The organism is Nonomuraea sp. NPDC049028 (assembly GCF_043197735.1).
Taxonomy (GTDB): domain Bacteria; phylum Actinomycetota; class Actinomycetes; order Streptosporangiales; family Streptosporangiaceae; genus Nonomuraea.
Map to the genome: position 1 here is coordinate 443,923 of NZ_JBICTR010000001.1, position 16,828 is coordinate 460,750.

Here is a 16,828-nt window from a genome sequence, read left to right on the forward strand (position 1 = left end):
TCGACTGATGCGCCGTAACCGATGGCGGCTGTGGCCGATCACGGCCTTGGCCTGCTTGTTCGTCGTGCTCATGGCGAGCACTCCGGCCGGGGCGACACCGGCCCAGGTCGTGGATGTCATGGCCCTCCAAGGGCCGATCAAGCCGAGCGAGCCGGACAAGGTCGAGTCCGTGCCCGGCGCGGACTTCGCGCCGCCGGCCGCCCGGCCCGACCCGGAGGCGGCGTCCGGCCGCCGGCCCGCCGCCAAGGCGGACTGGCCGGAGGCGGGGGCCGCCGAGGTCACACTGTCGGGTCGCGCCGCGGCGGCCGCCAAGACGAGGGCCGGGTCGCTGCCCGTGTGGGTGGCGGCCACGGGGCGGCCCGGGCCGGGGCGGGTGAAGGTCGAGGTGCTCGACAGGAGCGCCGCCGACAAGGCCGGCGTGTCCGGGCTGCTCGTGTCCATCAAGCGATCGGATGGCAAGGCCGAGCGTGGGCCGGTGACGGTCACGGTCGACTATTCGGCCTTCAAGGACGCGTACGGCGCTGACTGGGCGTCCCGCCTGCGGCTCGCCCCGGCCTCAGGCGATCAGACACCGGTCACCGCCGTACGCAACGACCTCAAAGCCGCGACGGTGTCGGCCGAGGTGTCGGTCGGCGACGCGGGCGGCACGTTGGCGCTGACCGCGGCGCCGAACGGGCCGAAGGGCGACTACAAGGCCACCTCACTGTCCCCGTCGAGTCAGTGGCAGGTCTCGACCCAGAGCGGCGACTTCGCCTGGTCGTACCCGATGCGGACGCCACCGGTGCCCGGAGAGCTCGACCCGCCCCTGGCGCTCTCCTACTCCTCCGGCGCGGTGGACGGGCACACCGTGGCGACCAACAACCAGCCGTCGTGGGTGGGTGAGGGCTGGAACCTGGCGCCCGGGTTCATCGAGCGGTCGTACAAGAGCTGCGCGGAGGATCTCGGCGGGAACAACGGCCAGACCAAGACCGGCGACCTGTGCTGGGAGACCGAGAACGCCACCCTGTCCTTCGGCGAGCAGTCCGGGCCGCTGGTCTACCAGAACGGCGTGTGGCGGCCGGAGGACGACGACGGCACCCGGGTCGAGCACCTGTTCCGTGCCGATCCCCAGGCCAACGGCGACGACAACGGCGAGTACTGGAAGGTCACCACCAGCGACGGCACGCAGTACTTCTTCGGCCTGAACCGGTTGCCCGGCTGGGCGACGGGGCGCGAGATCACGCAGTCGGCCTGGACGGTGCCGGTGTACGGCAACGACACCGACGAGCCGTGCAAGGCGACCACGTTCGCCGCCTCGGCGTGCCAGCAGGCCTACCGCTGGAACCTCGACTACGTCGTGGACGCGCACGGCGACTCGATGAGCTACTTCTACAACCAGGAGAGCAACCGGTACGCCCAGAACAACGGCGCGAGCACGGGCACCTACACCCGTGGCGGCACCCTGGCGCGCATCGACTACGGCACCCGCGCCGGTCAGGAGTACTCCGGCCCGGCGCCGGCCCGGGTGGTGCTCGACTCCGCCGACCGCTGCGTGCCCGACCAGAACTGCGCCACCCACACCACCGCTGTCTGGCCGGACGTGCCGTGGGACACCGACTGCGCGTCGATCGCCTGCGCGGACAGGTACTCGCCGACGTTCTGGTCCACCAAGCGCCTGGCGAAGGTGACCACCCAGGTGTCGACCGGCGGCGGGAACTACCGCGGCGTCGACCAGTGGGAATTCGCCTACACCTATCCGCCGGCCAATGACGGCACCGGCGACAAGGCGCTGTGGCTGAACAGCGTCACCCAGACCGGACTGGCCGGTACGGCGATCAAGCTGGACGCGGTGACGTTCGACGGCACGATGATGGCCAACCGGGTCAACTTCGTCGCCGACGGCCTGCCCGCCCTGAACAAACCCCGGATCACCAGCATCGTCTCCGAGTCCGGCGGCGCGATCAACGTGAGCTACGCGCCGCCCGACTGCGCCCCCGGCGCCCTGCCGGCGGCGGCGGAGACCAACATCAAGCGCTGCTTCCCGCAGCGGTGGACGATGCCGCCCGCGACCACGCCGGTCAACGACTGGTTCCAGAAATACGTGGTGAGCAAGGTCGTCCAGGACGATCTGGTGACCGACACCAAGGACATGGTGACCAGCTATGACTACGTCGGGGGCGGCGCCTGGGCGTACAACGACAACCCGCTGGTGCCCGAGAACCAACGCACCTGGTCGGACTGGCGCGGGTTCCAGAAGGTCGTGGTCCGCAAGGGCGACCCGGCCAACGACGAGAACAAACCCGAGTCCAAGACCCAGTACCTGTACTTCCGCGGCATGAACGGCGACCGGCTCAACACCGGCGGCGGCGCCAAGCAGGCCAACGTCACCGACTCCGCGGGCGTGGCGCTGGCCGACGCCGAGCCGCTGAAGGGCTTCCTGCGCGAGCAGATCACCTACGACGGCGTCAACGAGGTCACCGGCGCGATCAACGACCCGTGGACCCGGCTCACCGCCACCCAGGGCAGTCTCCAGGCCAATCAGGTGGAGACCGCCCGGACGGAGACCCGCGATCGCTACACCACCGGCACCTACCGGGTGACCCGCGTGGAGACGACCTACGACGACTACGGCAACCCCACCAAGGTCAACGACCTCGGCGACGTCGCCGTGACCTCCGATGATCAGTGCACCGTCACCACGTACGCGCAGAATGTCGCCTTGATGCTGGTGGAGCTGCCGAGCAGGACCACGACGGTCGGGGTGGCCTGCGGCACCGACCCGTCCTACCCGGCCGACGCCATCTCCGACACGCGGCTGTCGTACGACGGGCAGGAGTTCGGCATGCCGCCGCTCCGGGGAGACGTGACCAAAACAGAGGAGGCCAAGTCCTACAACGGATCCACGCCCGCCTATCGGGTGAGCGACACCTCCACGTTCGACTCCTACGGCCGGGTCAAGGAGGCGCGCGACGCGCTGCTCCGGCTGACCACGACGTCGTACACCGAGGTCAACGGGCTGACCACCGAGACCAAGGTGACCAACCCGCTCGGCCACACGGTGACCACCACCCTCGACCCGGCGTGGGGGAGCACCGTCCAGGAGAAGGACGCCAACGATCGGATCACCTCGCTGACCTACGACGCCCTCGGCCGGCTGGTGAAGGTGTACCAGCCGGGCCGTACCGAGGCGGGCGGTGACTCCCCGAACACGCGCTATGAGTACGGCCTGCGGCGGAGCGGCGGGCCGAACTGGGTGCTCACCAGTACGCTGGGCCCCAACGGCAACCGCGTCGTGACGTACGCGCTGTACGACGGCTTCCTACGCCCCCGGCAGACCCAGGCCGTCAGCCCCGGCGGGGGCCGGATCCTGACCGACACCTTGTACGACTCGCGCGGCCTCGTCAGCGTGAAACGGGCCCCCTATCACCACGCCGACGCCCCCGGGACGACGCTGTACCAGCCGGAGGGCGGCAACGTGCCGAACGCGCTGGTCACCACCTACGACGGCGCGGAACGCAAGCGGGCCGAGATCACCATGACGCTCAAGCCCGATGGCACCATGGGCGAGCGATGGCGCACGGAGACCTCGTACAGCGCCAACTGGGTCAGCGTCATCCCACCCCAGGGCGGGACCGTGACCACCACGTACACCGACGCCCGCGACCAGGTCTACGCACTGGTGCAGTGGCAGGGCAGGACCCTGAGCGGCCCGAACGACGTGACCCGCTACGCCTACACCAAGGCCGGCGACCTGGCCAAGGTCACCGACCCGGCGGGCAACGTGTGGCGCAACACCTATGACGTGCTCGGCCGCAAGACCAAGGCGGAGGACCCGGACAAGGGCCCCTCGACCATGACCTACGACGACGCCGATCAGCTGCTGACCACCACCGACGCGCGCGGCAAGACCATCGCGTCGGTGTACGACACGCTCGGGCGCGCCGTGGAGACCCATCTGGACTCGGCGACCGGGCCGCTGCTGACCAAGACCGTCTACGACACGCTGGCCAAGGGCGCGCTGACCTCTGCCACCCGGTACGTGGACGGGCAGGCCTACCTCAACGAGGTCACCGGCTACGACGAGGCCGGACGCCCGGAAGCCGCGTCGGTGACCATCCCCCCAAGGGAACAGCAGCTCGCCGGAACGTACACCACGACGCTCACGTACGCCGTCGACGGCAGCCCCGCCACCAAGACGGTGCCCAAGCTGGGCGATCTCAAGCAGGAGACGCTGACCTACGGCTACGACGACCTCGGCCGGCCGGACACGGTGAGCGGCGACCTGACCTACCTCACCGACACGGAGTACAACGAGCTGGGCGAGGTCGCCCAGCGTGAGCTCGGTCCCGCCGCGAAACGGCTGTGGCGCACCACCTATTACGAGGAAGGCACCCGCCGGATCACCGAGGCGCTCACCGAACGCGAACAGGTCAACGGCGTCATGGTGAACGACCTCACCTACGGCTACGACCCCGCGGGCAACGTCACGCGCATCACCGACCGCACCGCCGGGTCCACCAAGGACACCCAGTGCTTCACTGTCGACTACCTGCGCCGGATCACCGAAGCCTGGACCCAGGGCACCGACACCTGCGCGACCACACCGTCCGCGTCGGCCATCGGCGGCCCGGCGCCCTACTGGCACCAGTACGGCTATGACCTGACCGGCAACCGCAAGACCAAGACCGTCAAAGGCGTCGCCGGCACCGCCGACACCGTTACCGCCTACTCCTACCCCAACGCCGGCGACGGCGTCGCCCGGCCGCACGCGGTGACCGCCACGACCACGGGTTCGACGGCCACGACCTACGGCTACGACGCGGCCGGCAACACCACCAGCCGGCCGGGGCCCGGTGGCCCGCAGACCCTGACCTGGGACGAGGAGGGACTGCTCGCATCGATCGCCGCCGGCGGCAAGGTCACCTCCTACCTCTACGACGCTCAGGGAGGGCAGCTCATCCGGCGTGATCCCGGCTCGGTGACGCTGTTCGTCGGTGGCGGCGAGCTCCGGCTCAACACCGCCACCGGCTCCACCACCGGAACCCGCTACTACGACGACCTGGGCACCCGCACCGGTGACGGCTTCACCTGGACGGTCGCCGACCAGCACGGCACCTCCCAGACCGCTGTCAACGCCACCACCCTGGCCGCGACATCCCGCCGGCTGGACCTGTTCGGCGACCCCCGAGGAGCGGCCACCGCATGGGCCGCCGGCGACCGCGGCTTCGTCGGCGGCACGGCGAACCCGGAAACCGGGCTGACTCGTTTGGGCGCCCGCGAATACGACCCGGCGATGGGCAGGTTCCTCTCGGTCGACCCGATCATCGACCCGTACGACCCGCAACAGATGAACGCCTACGCCTACAGCAACAACAACCCGGCCACGATGAGCGACCCCGACGGGCTGAGCTACTCCTCTCCCAAGGATCGCCTCAAAAAGGCACTCACGAAGCACCGCACCGCTGCCAAGAAGCGGATGATAAGTGCCCTGCGGAAGCACACCGAGCAGCAGATCAAGCTGAAGAAGAAACTCGCCCGGAGTCTACGTTCCTGGGGCAGAACCCATCCGAATCTCGGTAAGTACGTCCCGTATAACGGCCCCCATGGCCCGGGATACGAGGACTATTCGGGCCCGCACGGGCCGGGATACGAGGACTACAAGGGCGACTACCCTTGGCGGATCCTGCTGGACAAAAGCTTCTGGTATGGGATCCTCCTGAAGATAGACTGGCAACATCTGGTCCAAAATGCGATCAGACAGGGTCTCGACAGGCTGGGCAATTTCTTCGGGTGGGTGTGGGAGAACCGCGGCAAGATCCTCGGCACGCTCGGTGCGATCGCCAGTGCGTTGTGTGTTTTCGGCTGGGTGTGCCTCGCGTCAAAAGCTCTCTGGGCACTCGGAACGGCGGACAGCGTTATCGGGTGTTTCCGTGGGGACGACATCGCCTGTTTAGGGGGCTCCCTGAGCGCAGCGACCTTCCTACTCGGCGAAACTTTTTTCAAGGGTAATAAGGCTGGTGAATTAGGCCTTGCCGGACTCGACCTCGCGATCACCTGGTTCCCATTCACGGACACCACGGTCAGAGAATGGCATGGGAGACAGAGATCTGCCAATGGGTGCGACCGCGTAACGTGCTGAGCATTTCAGCCGTATAGGGCCCACGACCCACCGGCTTATCCCCGGTCCGAGCTCGCCGGAAGCCTTCCGGCGAGCTCGGACCGCTGCCCGGCGAATGATGGGTTCGAGGGGGACTGATTGTCCACGGGAGGGAAGGGGAGGGGCAGGGAGCAGGTCACATGCTCCGGCACGAGACGGGTGGGACGGTTATGGCAGATCACACCTTTCGTGATCGCCGGGACGCCGGACGGGCACTGAGCGGTCTACTGACTCAATACCGCGATCGTGACGACGTGATCGTGCTCGGGCTGCCGCGCGGCGGCGTACCTGTGGCCTACGAGGTGGCCGCCGCGCTGGAGGCCCCGCTGGACGTGTTCCTCGTGCGCAAGCTCGGCGTGCCGGGGCACGAGGAGCTCGCGATGGGGGCGATCTCCAGCGGCGGGGTGATCGTGCTCAATGAGGAGGTCGTCCGCGGGTTCGGCATCGAACCGTCGGTCGTGCGGCGGGCGGCCGAGCGGGAGGGCCGCGAGCTGGTACGGCGGGAGCTGGCCTATCGCGAGGGGCGGCCGATGCCGGAGCTGAGCGGACGGACCGTCATGCTGGTCGACGACGGCCTGGCCACTGGTTCGAGCATGCGGGCGGCCCTGCTCGCGGTGCGGCGGCTGCGGCCGGAGCGCATCGTGGTGGCGGTGCCGGCCGCGCCCAGCTCGACCTGCGAGGAGCTGCGGCTGGAGGTGGACGAGGTCGTGTGCGCCACGACGCCGTCCCCGTTCTTCGCCGTCGGGCAGGCCTACTGGGACTTCGACCAGGTCACCGACGAAGAGGTCCGGGAGCTGCTGCGGGCCGCGGCACGACCCGGGAACACGAACAGTACGCGCGCGGGCGGCGGGCGGTCCGAGGCGGCGATCATCCGCATGGCCGCCGCGGTCGTCGAGAACGGCGTGCCCCCGGACGAGACCCTGTTCGGGCTGGTCGGGGATGCCCGGCTGGTGCTGATCGGGGAGGCTTCGCACGGCACCGCCGAGTTCTACGCGGCACGGGCGGAGATGACCAGGAAGCTCATCGAACAACGCGGCTTCCACGGCGTGGCGGTCGAGGCCGACTGGCCGGACGCCTACCGGGTGAACCGCTACGTACGCGATCGCGGCGAGGACGAGACGGTGGAGGAGGCGCTGCGCGGTTTCGAGCGCTTCCCGACCTGGATGTGGCGGAACACGGCCGTCGTGGACTTCGTCGGCTGGCTGCGCGATCACAACGACCGGGTCGGCGACGAGACGCGCAAGGCCGGCTTCTACGGGCTGGACCTGTACAGCCTGTACCGGTCCATGCAGGACGTCATCGACTACCTCGATCGGGTCTCCCCTGAGGCCGCGGCGCGGGCCCGCGAGCGGTACGCGTGCTTCGACCACGCCGACGGAGACGCCCAGTCGTACGGGCTGGCGGCGGCCTTCGGCGCGGGGGAGTCGTGCGAGGAAGAGGTGGTCGCCCAGCTCGCCGACCTGCAGCGGCACGCGTACGACTACGCCAGGAAAGACGGTCTGCCGGCCGAGGACGAGCTGTTCCACGCCCAGCGCAACGCCGTGAGCGTACGGTCGGCCGAGCGCTACTACCGCTCGATGGTCACCGGCCGGATCTCCTCCTGGAACCTGCGCGACGAGCACATGGCCGACGCCCTGGACGCACTGGCCGACCATCTCGGCCGCGTCCGTGGTGAGCCCGCCAAGCTGGTGGTGTGGGCGCACAACTCCCACCTCGGCGACGCGCGGGCGACCGAGATGGGCGCCCGGGGCGAGCTCAACGTCGGCCGGCTGATCCGCGAGCGTCACCCCGGCGAATGCCGGCTGATCGGCTTCACCACCTATTCGGGTACGGTCACCGCCGCCGACGACTGGGGCGGTCCGGCCGAGCGCAAGATGGTCCGGCCGGCGCTGCCCGGCAGCGTGGAGGAGCTGCTGCACCAGGCGAGCAGCGGGGAGTTCCTGCTCTGGTTCGACGTGGCCAAGCCCGCCGCGGACGTGCTGCGGACGGCGCGGCTGCAACGGGCCATCGGGGTGATCTACCGGCCTCAGACCGAGCGGCAGAGCCACTACTTCCAGGCCCGGGTGGCCGACGAGTTCGACGCGTTGATCCATATCGACGACACCCGCGCGCTGGAACCGCTCGAGCGGACCGCCGTCTGGGAGCGGGGCGAGGCGCCCGAGACGTACCCGTTCGCGGTCTAGCCTCGGGAGGGATCATGAACATCGCGGAAGCCGGCGTGCGGATCCCGATCGGTGACGTGGCCCTGGACGCCGACGTCGCCGTGCCCGCCGAGCCGCGCGGAGCGGTGCTGTTCGCCCACGGCAGCGGCAGCGGGCGCCACAGCCCGCGCAACCGCTACGTCGCGGGGCGGCTCCAGGCTGCTCGCCTGGTCACCGTACTGGCGGACCTGCTGACCACGGCGGAGGAACGGCGCGACGCGCTGACCGGCGAGCTCAGGTTCGACATCGGCCTGCTCGCCGACCGCGTGGCCGCGCTGACCGACTGGGCCAGGGCCGACGCCAGGATCGCGGAGCTCGGCATCGGCCTGTTCGGCGCCAGCACCGGCGCCGCGGCGGCCCTGGTCGCCGCGGCGGAGCGGCCCGACGCGGTGCGGACCGTCGTCTCCCGAGGCGGGCGTCCCGATCTGGCGGACGACGTCCTCACCCGGGTACGCCAATCCACCCTGCTCATCGTCGGCGGCGAGGATCCGGCGGTCATCGACCTCAACCTCCGGGCGATGCGGCGGATGCCCGGCGAGGTCCGCCTGGAGATCGTGCCGGGCGCGTCTCACCTGTTCGCGGAGCCCGGCACGCTCGAGCAGGTGGCCCGGCTGGCCACGGACTGGTTCGTCACCCGCCTCTGAGGTGTCAGCAGATCGTTTCGACGATCGGTGAAGCGTGGTTCCGTCGGGTCCGTCGCGCACTAGCGTCTATTCGCGGTACAGGCGTACGCGCGTAAAGGACAGGCCCATGGGGGAGCGGCTGGAAATCCATCGGCACGTGGTCGATGGCGGGGTGGCGCGCTGGACGGACGCGGCCGTCCAGCTGCGGGACAAGCTGGCCGAGGCTAGGGGCAGGATCGAGAGCCTGCACGCCGCCGCGCCGTGGGGGCACGACTCGGCCGGCCGGGAGTTCGAGCAGGCGTACCTGGCCGACGACGGCCCCAACGCCATGCTCCGGGCGGGCGCCGAGTCGGCGGACTTCGCGGTGGCGGCCGGTCCCGCGGTGACGGAGAACGTGGCCAACTCGGCGGGGGCCGACGCCGACCTGGTGGCGCCCAGACGCGTGATGCCGTCCTGATCATGCGTGGGGAAGGGAAGGCGTGACCCGAAACGTCAGCACCCCGGTCACCAGCCCTCTGGCCGGGCAGGACGACACGATCGGCAGCGGCGGTTATGCCACGGACATCACGCCCGCGTGGGGGACGAGTCTGCCCGCGTGGTGCGACGCGCTGATCGCGCTGCTGTCCTCCGGACAGATGTGGCCGGAGGCCAGCGAGTCCGGCGAGGCGGCGCTGGCCGTCGCCTTCGAGGACTGGAGCCAGGCGGCGCTGGAGTTCGCGGCGGCCGGGGGCACGGCGCGTGACCTGATCATGCAGGGCTACTTCGGCTCGGCGGCCGAGGAGTTCAAGAGGCAGGCCGACCAGCTGCTCGCGGAGGGGAAGGGCATCCCGGCCCTCGCCGTGCTGGCGCACGCGTACGCCCTCCAGCACGACAGTTACGCGCGTGAGACGCAGTACGCCAAGTTATTGATCAACGCCGGATTCTGGATCACGGTCTCGTCCATCGCCATCTCCGCGTTCGCGACGGCGGCCAGCGCGGGCGTTTTGACGCCGCTGATCGGCAAGTTCGCCGGACGGCTGCGGACGTTCATGGACAAGGTGTTCACCTGGCTGGAACGGGTGGCGAAGGGCAGGTACGCCGGGTCGGCCGCCATCAAGCAGGCGCCGAGGCTGGCCGCGCTGGGCGGACGGCAGGCCGGCAAGGGGCTGCTGGCCAGGGCGGCGGCCAGCCACATGCTCAGGGAGATTCCCGAGGAGATCGGTGAAGGCTTCCTGATGGACTATGTCGCCCAGAAGGAGCAGATGGATCGGGGCACCCGTACCCAGTGGGACGGGCAGAAGACCGCCTCCACGATCCTGGGCGACGCCTCGGGCGCGGTGCTCGCGTCGAAGGTGGCCGGGCCGGTGGCGGGGCTCGTCGGGCGGCTGCCCGGAATCAGATCGCTCAACGCCGCCGCGGGCGATGCTCCCGGAGCGCTCAACGCCGTCATGCGCTTTCCCGGCAGGGCGTTGCAGACCGGCCTCACGAACGCGGTGATCTCGACGCCGGCCGGCCTGGTCTCCAACGGCATCGTGTACGGCAAGTGGGACATGCCGACCGCGGAATCGCTGCTCGGCGGCGTCGTGGCGGGCGTGGGGCGGACGAACACGATCAGCCCGTTCAGCGTCGACGTCATGAGCGCGATCATCCACCCGCGCCAGGCCCTCGACACGGCCACCACCGCCGCACTGGCCGGCGACACGGCCCGCGCCGCCGCGACTGCCGCGCCGCCCGCTCCGGCGTCGCCCGTCTCGGCGCCGCCGGACACACCTGCTGGTCTTGGTGGGCCGGTCGAGGCCAGGGGCTTCCCGGCGCAGGACGTGGCCGCTACCCGGGAACGTGCGGAGGTCCCCCGGGGCGTACCGGACACCAAGGTGCCGACGTCCAGGCCAGAACCGGCCGGTAGCACGAGGACGTCACACCGCCCGGAACCGGCACAACAGGCACCAGAGCACCGGGAACCGGGACAGCAGCCCCGACAGGAGCCACGACAGCAGGCGGACCCGACGGACCCGACGGACCCGACGGACCCGACGGATCCGGCGGGCCAGGCGGACACGACCGAGCACGCGGACACGCGCGAGCACGCTGAGCCGTCACCTCCCGCCGACCCGCTAGCTCCCGCCGAGGTAGCGGATCCTACGGTCAGCCCGCAGGCCAGACCGGCCGAGGCGCCCTCTGTCCCGCCGGACCACACCCCCGTCCACGACGATCCCTCGTTCGACCACGTCCGCGACAACCTCAGCTCCACCCAGACCGACGCCGTTCATCGGGCCGAGCCGACAGCCACGGCGCAGGCGGACATCCCGGGCGGCACCCCGAGCGACGGCCCGCGCACCGCCGAGGACACCCCCACCCGGCGCCCGCAGGTGAGCGCCGCCGATCCGGTGACCGGTGGCCGGAGCTTCTTCGACCTCCTGAGCGGCAAGGACGCCGTCCCACCGCAGATGTACGGCCCGGCCGAGGACCCGAGCCAAGGGCGGCCGTACCAGTACGAGACCAGTGGCCCCGACCAGTGGAAGCTGACCGAGGAGGACAACGACCTCATCTTCCGGCGGGACATCGTCCCCGACCTGATGGCGGGCGTGAGACGGCCGGAGCACCCGCGCATCGTGTTCATCGACGGCCAGGCCGCGTCGGGCAAGACCACCGCGCAGCAGTCGGCCATGGACGGCATGGGTCCCGACCGCGCCCTCATCGCCGACTTCGAGGGCCTGCTGAAGTACCACCCGAGGTACGCCCATCTGATGGCCGAGAACGACCGAATAGCCGCCAAACAGGCCGGCGGCGACGCGTACGCGTGGATGAAGAAGGTCATCGCCCTGGCCGCCGAGCTGCGGGTCAACCTCATCCGCGAAGGCGCGATGAACAGCAGCGAAGGCGTCGAGGCCGAGGCCGCCCAGTTCCACGCCCTCGGTTACCGCGCCGAGGCCCACGTCATGGCCGTTCCGGCGCCGATCAGCCGCCTGTCCGTGCTCAACCGCTACCAGCAGATGCGCGACCGGGACGGACACGGACGCCTCGTCTCCCAGGACATCCACGACCAGGGCTACGGCGGCATCCCCGACACCATGCGAGCCATCGACCGGGCCAGGTACCTGGAAGCGATCACCCTCCACCAATGGGGCGGCGAGATCGTGTACCGCAACTCCCTCGACGACACGGGACACTGGCGCGGCCCGGCCAGAGCCGAGGAGATCCTGCGGGAGGCGCGTGAGCGCCCGTTCACCCAGGAGGAGACCGACTGGTTCCGCAGGACGTACGCGGACCTCGACGGCAGGCTGCCGGAAGAGTTGCGGGCCCAGCTGCCCGAGATCGCCGACATGGCCGCCGCGCACGGCGTGGATCTCGATCCGGAGGGCCGGGCGGAGCGGCTTCGGGAGCGCTACACGGCCCAGGCGGACGGCGTCCTGCGAGATGAGCAGGTCGAGCAGCGCGAGCGGCTCTGGCAGGAGCACCAGCGCCGGCTGGCCGAGGCGGCGCCCGCCGAGCGGGAACGGCTGAGCCGGGAGCTCGCCGAGGAGTGGGACCGCCTGGCCGAGCAGCATGAGCTCGGCCGGGCCGGGCTGCGCGTGCTCGCGTACTGCACCGAATGGGACCCCCACAAGGGCGGCATCATCGCCGTCAACCGCAAGCTGGTCGAGGGGCTCGCGGAGGCGGGGCACGAGGTGTACGTCCGCGTGGGGCACGAGGTGCCGAGCGGCACGGGCGGCGAGCGGCTGCACGTGATCGGTCCTCGGCAGTACGACCCGGGGCGCAGCGAGATGGACCAGCTGGCGTTCGACGGCGAAGAGCTGCCACCGGACGTGGACGTGGTCATCGGACACAGCCGCTACTCCGGCCCGGCGGCCCTGCGGGCGCGTGACCAGCTGTATCCGGACGCGCCGCTCGTGCACGTCCTGCACATGGTGACCGGCGCGCTCGGCCGGATCGCGGACATGGAGGCGCTGGGCCGCGACTTCGAGGGCATCGAGCGGGCGCTGGTCGCCGAGGCCGACATGCTGGCCGGCGTCGGCCCGGTGCTCGCCACGGAGGCGCGGCGGCTCGCGGACTCCAACCCCGGCGATCGTGTGCCGCCCGTCCATGAGCTCCTGCCCGGCGTGCCGTTCGAGCTGTCCCGGCAGCGGCCCTTCTTCGGGGAGCGGACCCGTACCGTCCTGCTCATCGGCCGCGCCGACGCCGCCCAGAAGGGTGGGCACGAGGCGGCGCTGATGATCCGGGAGCTGCAGAAGGACCTGGACGTCCGGCTGGTCATCCGGGGCGCGGCCCCGGAGACCGTGCCCGAGGTGAAGGAACGGCTGTCGAACGTGGCGGGCCGTGAGGTCGAGATCAAGCCCTTCACGCTGGACCGCGAGGAGATCCTGGCGGACATGCGGAACGCCGACGTGGTGATCATGCCGTCGCGGGGCGAGGGGTTCGGGCTGGTCGGGCTGGAGGCGGCGGGCGCGGCGGTGCCCATCCTGGTGCCCCGGTCGAGCGGCGTCGGCGCCCTGCTCGGCGATCCCGGCCGCTTCCCGCCGGAGCTCACCCGCGCCAGCCTGGTCGAGCAGGGGTTCGAGGACAGGGTGCCGGTCGAGCGCTGGGCCACGCACCTGAAGGAGATCCTGGGGGACCTGCCCAGGGCGCAGGAGAAGGCTCGTCAGCTGCAGCAACTCCTGCGCGAGGCGAACGCCACGTGGAAGGGCGCCGGCGAGTCCCTGGTGGCCGCGGTGCAGGACCTGGCGACCCGGCAGGGACTCGCGGCGGGGCACGCGGCGGCGCCCGAGCTGCCGCCGATGCCGGGGGAGGGGTGGGTGAACTGCGCGCAGGGCCACGCCCACTGGGGACTCTTCGGCGGGGCCGGGCTGCTGGTCCACCACCGCGCCCCCGGCGGCGAGACGCACGTACTCATGCAGCAGCGGGATCCGTCCGTCGACCAAGGGGGGACCTGGTCCCTGCCCGGCGGCGCGCGGGACAGCCACGAGTCGGCGGCTGAGGCGGCCCTGCGTGAGACCGTCGAGGAGAGCGACCTGCCGCCGGGCGAGGTCCACGTCGAGGAGGTCGTCAGGGACGACCACGGCGGCTGGTCGTACGACACGGTGATCGCCTCTGTCGCCGAGCGGATGCCCGTCGCCGTGAAGGGGAGCGAGTCCGGGGCGATGGCCTGGATCCCGATCTCCAGGGTCACGGAGCTCGACCTGCACCCCGGCTTCGCCGCCAGCTGGCCGCGCGTCCGAGCGGCGCTGGAGGGCGAGTCCCCCGCCCCGGCGGAGAGCGAGCCCGTCTATCCGGCGGCGGCCAGGTACGGGTTCGCCGACGCCCCGGCCCTGACCCTGCCCGCCCATCCCGTCACCGGCGCCCGGGTGACGAGGAGAGAGCCGCTCGCCCACGGCGACGGCCTGCTGAACCGGGAGCTCGTCACGTTCGACGACGGCACCCACTCGACCTACGAGCGGTACGCGCGCGCGGGCGACGCCACGGTCAAGGTGCTCGACTCGCATGTGGGCCGCGCGGTCGGCGCGCGGGTCCCGCTGTCGTACGCGCTCGGCAGCCGGGACGTCTACAGCGACCACATGCCCGGCGAGCAGGCGACGGACCAGTCCTGGCAGCGCGCCGCCACCCGTGACGGCGTGTTCCTCGGCCTGTATCACGCGGTGACCGCCAAGCACGGCGTCACCCTCCAGGATCTCGCGCTCGGCCGGGGCGGCGCCCTCCTCGGCGTCGGCGACGGGGCCGCGTCCCACCTGCTGCTCCCCGACGCGGCGAACCCGTTCGTCCGCACGTTCTTCCGCGAGACCGAGCCACGCGTGTTCAGATGGGTCGACAACCCGATCCCGCCGAACGACATCGCGATCATCAAGCGGCAGCTGGACGGTCTGCGCCCGCTCTTCGAGCGCATGAACCGGCTCCACCTGCACGAGGCGATCCTCCAGCGCCTCTGGCACGTCGCCGAGCACGCGCGGGGCACCGGGCCGCTGCTGCCCAGGGCGGCGGACCACGCGGTCACGCTGCCCGTGACGGAGCCGGTCGGGCACTACGCGCCGCCTCCGCCGCCCGGCTCCCCGGAGCGCACGCACCACCGCCAGGTCGCCGAGGCGCTCCTGACCGGGGACGGCGCGTTCACCGACACCAGCCCCGCCAAGACGCACACCATCAACGCCCTCGCGGGCAGCATGCGGTCCTCGACGCCGGAGCTGGTCCTGGCCGCCGTCGGCCTGCACGTCGGCTCCGACATGGTCAACCGCCTGGGCGACGGCGACTACGTCCTCGCGCCGTTCAACGAGCGGTATCCGTCCATGGGCGCGCGGGTCCTGCACGTCGACGCGCTCGACCCCGCCGACCCGGCACACGCGCCGGACAGGGTGGTACGGATGGACGATACGTTCGCCGAAATCCTGGTGCGGCGGATCGCGGTGAGCGAGCTCCTCGGGGCCTGGGCGCATCGCAACGCCAACAGCAACGTACGGGTGCTGGCGCTGCAGGAGGTCGTCCAGGAGGAGTTCGGTCTCACGGAGGCGATGTCCTGGCCGATGGACGGCAAGACGCGCAGCGCGGTCGACATGGAGCTCCTGTACAACCGCAAGACGCTGCGCGAGTTCATCCGCCGCCAGTACGAGCTCACCCAGGCCGAGCTGGCCCGGCGCGGCATCGAGGAAGTGATCGCCTACCGGGGCATGGCGTGGCCGGAGGGCGAGCACTCGGCGTGGGCCGGGCTGCGTCCGGGGGACATGTTCGAGATGCGGCACCGGCCGCTGGCGAGCTGGTCCGCCGACCGCCAGGTGGTCATGGACTGGCTGGACTCCCTCCCCGGCCGCGGCGTGCTCCTGATCGACAGGAAGCCCGCGCGGGACATCATCTCCGTGCCGCTCACGGGGATGGGCTTCTTCGGGCAGCGCGAGTTCGTCTCGCTGCCGGGCGATCGGCTGGCGACGCTGGACCACATCTCCGCGGGGATCGGCGGGTTCTTCGGGGAGGCCGAACCACCGGTGGCCGTCGGCGACCACGGCGGCTGGTCCCTGCGGCCGACCCCCGTGACCACGGGCGAACTCGACCTCACCGACCCGCTGAGCCACCGGATCGACCGGGTGCTCAAGGGGCAGGAACCCTATCCGTCGTGGTGGCCGCACGACGACTCCGGCTACCACGTCACCAAGCGCGATCTCGACTTCCTCGGCATGTCCCCCATGCAGCTCAAGTGGCTCGTCACCCGGCAGGCCCCCATGGGCATGACACCGGAGCGGTATCACCGCTACGCCGGCGAGCTGCTCGACGCGATCGGGCGCGACGGCATCGGACCGGCCGAAGTGGACATCCGGCTCAAGGGGACCGGCGCCGAGTTCTTCGCCGGGCTGCACAAGACGTTTCCCGCCGAGGACGAGCTGGCCGGCAACCCGGAGGCGCTGCGCAGGCTCCGGGAATGGTTCGGCGACGACCCGAACCGTCCGTTGCGCCGCCCGTTCGACTCGATGTACCGGCTCGGCCTGGAGCAGCCGCCCAGCGACTATGACATGGACATCTCCAGCAGCGCGATGGTGCAGGTGGCCCGCTCGCACTGGCCGCCCGGCCGCTATCCGGGCGACTTCATGGGCGGCCACGGCTACATCGACAAGGACAGCCTGATGAGAGCCTTTCCCGAGCTGGCGGCGTGGAAGAATGACTGGGAGACGGCGCTGGGGCGGCCCATATCGCTGGGTCTGTTCGAGTCCAGCGGGCCGTTCGACGGGACGAGCATGGGCTCCGAGCTCTCGTCGCACTTCCGCGACACCGACTGGATCATCCACCGCCCGGCCAACCCGAGAGCCTGGCTGACCACCTGGGGGTCACCCGACACGGGCGGGCCGTCCGGTGACGGACCGTTCACCGATGGACCGTTCACCGACGGGCCGTCAACCCGATGAGAGGGAGAGTGA

5 protein-coding genes are annotated in these 16,828 nt (G+C 70.8%); all 5 read left to right on the forward strand.

Features of this window, described 5'->3' with window-relative positions:
• Positions 1-7: 7 nt before the first annotated feature.
• The 5 genes from ACGFJ2_RS02060 (at position 8) to ACGFJ2_RS02080 (ending at position 16,816) form a co-directional block, all read left to right on the forward strand.
• On the forward strand, positions 8-6,118 hold the full coding sequence (locus ACGFJ2_RS02060) for an RHS repeat-associated core domain-containing protein (protein WP_393463659.1): 6,111 nt from the start codon (positions 8-10) through the stop codon (positions 6,116-6,118).
• A gap of 188 nt (positions 6,119-6,306) precedes the next feature.
• Entirely contained in the window at positions 6,307-8,319 is a 2,013-nt protein-coding gene (locus ACGFJ2_RS02065) for an erythromycin esterase family protein (protein ID WP_357941409.1), read from the forward strand.
• Between the two features lie 14 nt (positions 8,320-8,333).
• Positions 8,334-8,981, forward strand: a complete 648-nt coding sequence (locus ACGFJ2_RS02070) for a dienelactone hydrolase family protein (protein WP_393463661.1) — start codon at positions 8,334-8,336, stop codon at positions 8,979-8,981.
• Positions 8,982-9,087: 106 nt separating this feature from the next.
• Positions 9,088-9,417 carry a hypothetical protein gene (locus ACGFJ2_RS02075; protein WP_357941413.1) on the forward strand — a complete coding sequence of 110 codons (330 nt, stop codon included), beginning with the start codon at positions 9,088-9,090 and terminating at the stop codon, positions 9,415-9,417.
• 22 nt (positions 9,418-9,439) lie between these two features.
• Complete coding sequence (locus tag ACGFJ2_RS02080) at positions 9,440-16,816, forward strand: zeta toxin family protein (protein ID WP_393463663.1); 7,377 nt, start codon at positions 9,440-9,442, stop codon at positions 16,814-16,816.
• Positions 16,817-16,828 lie beyond the last annotated feature (12 nt).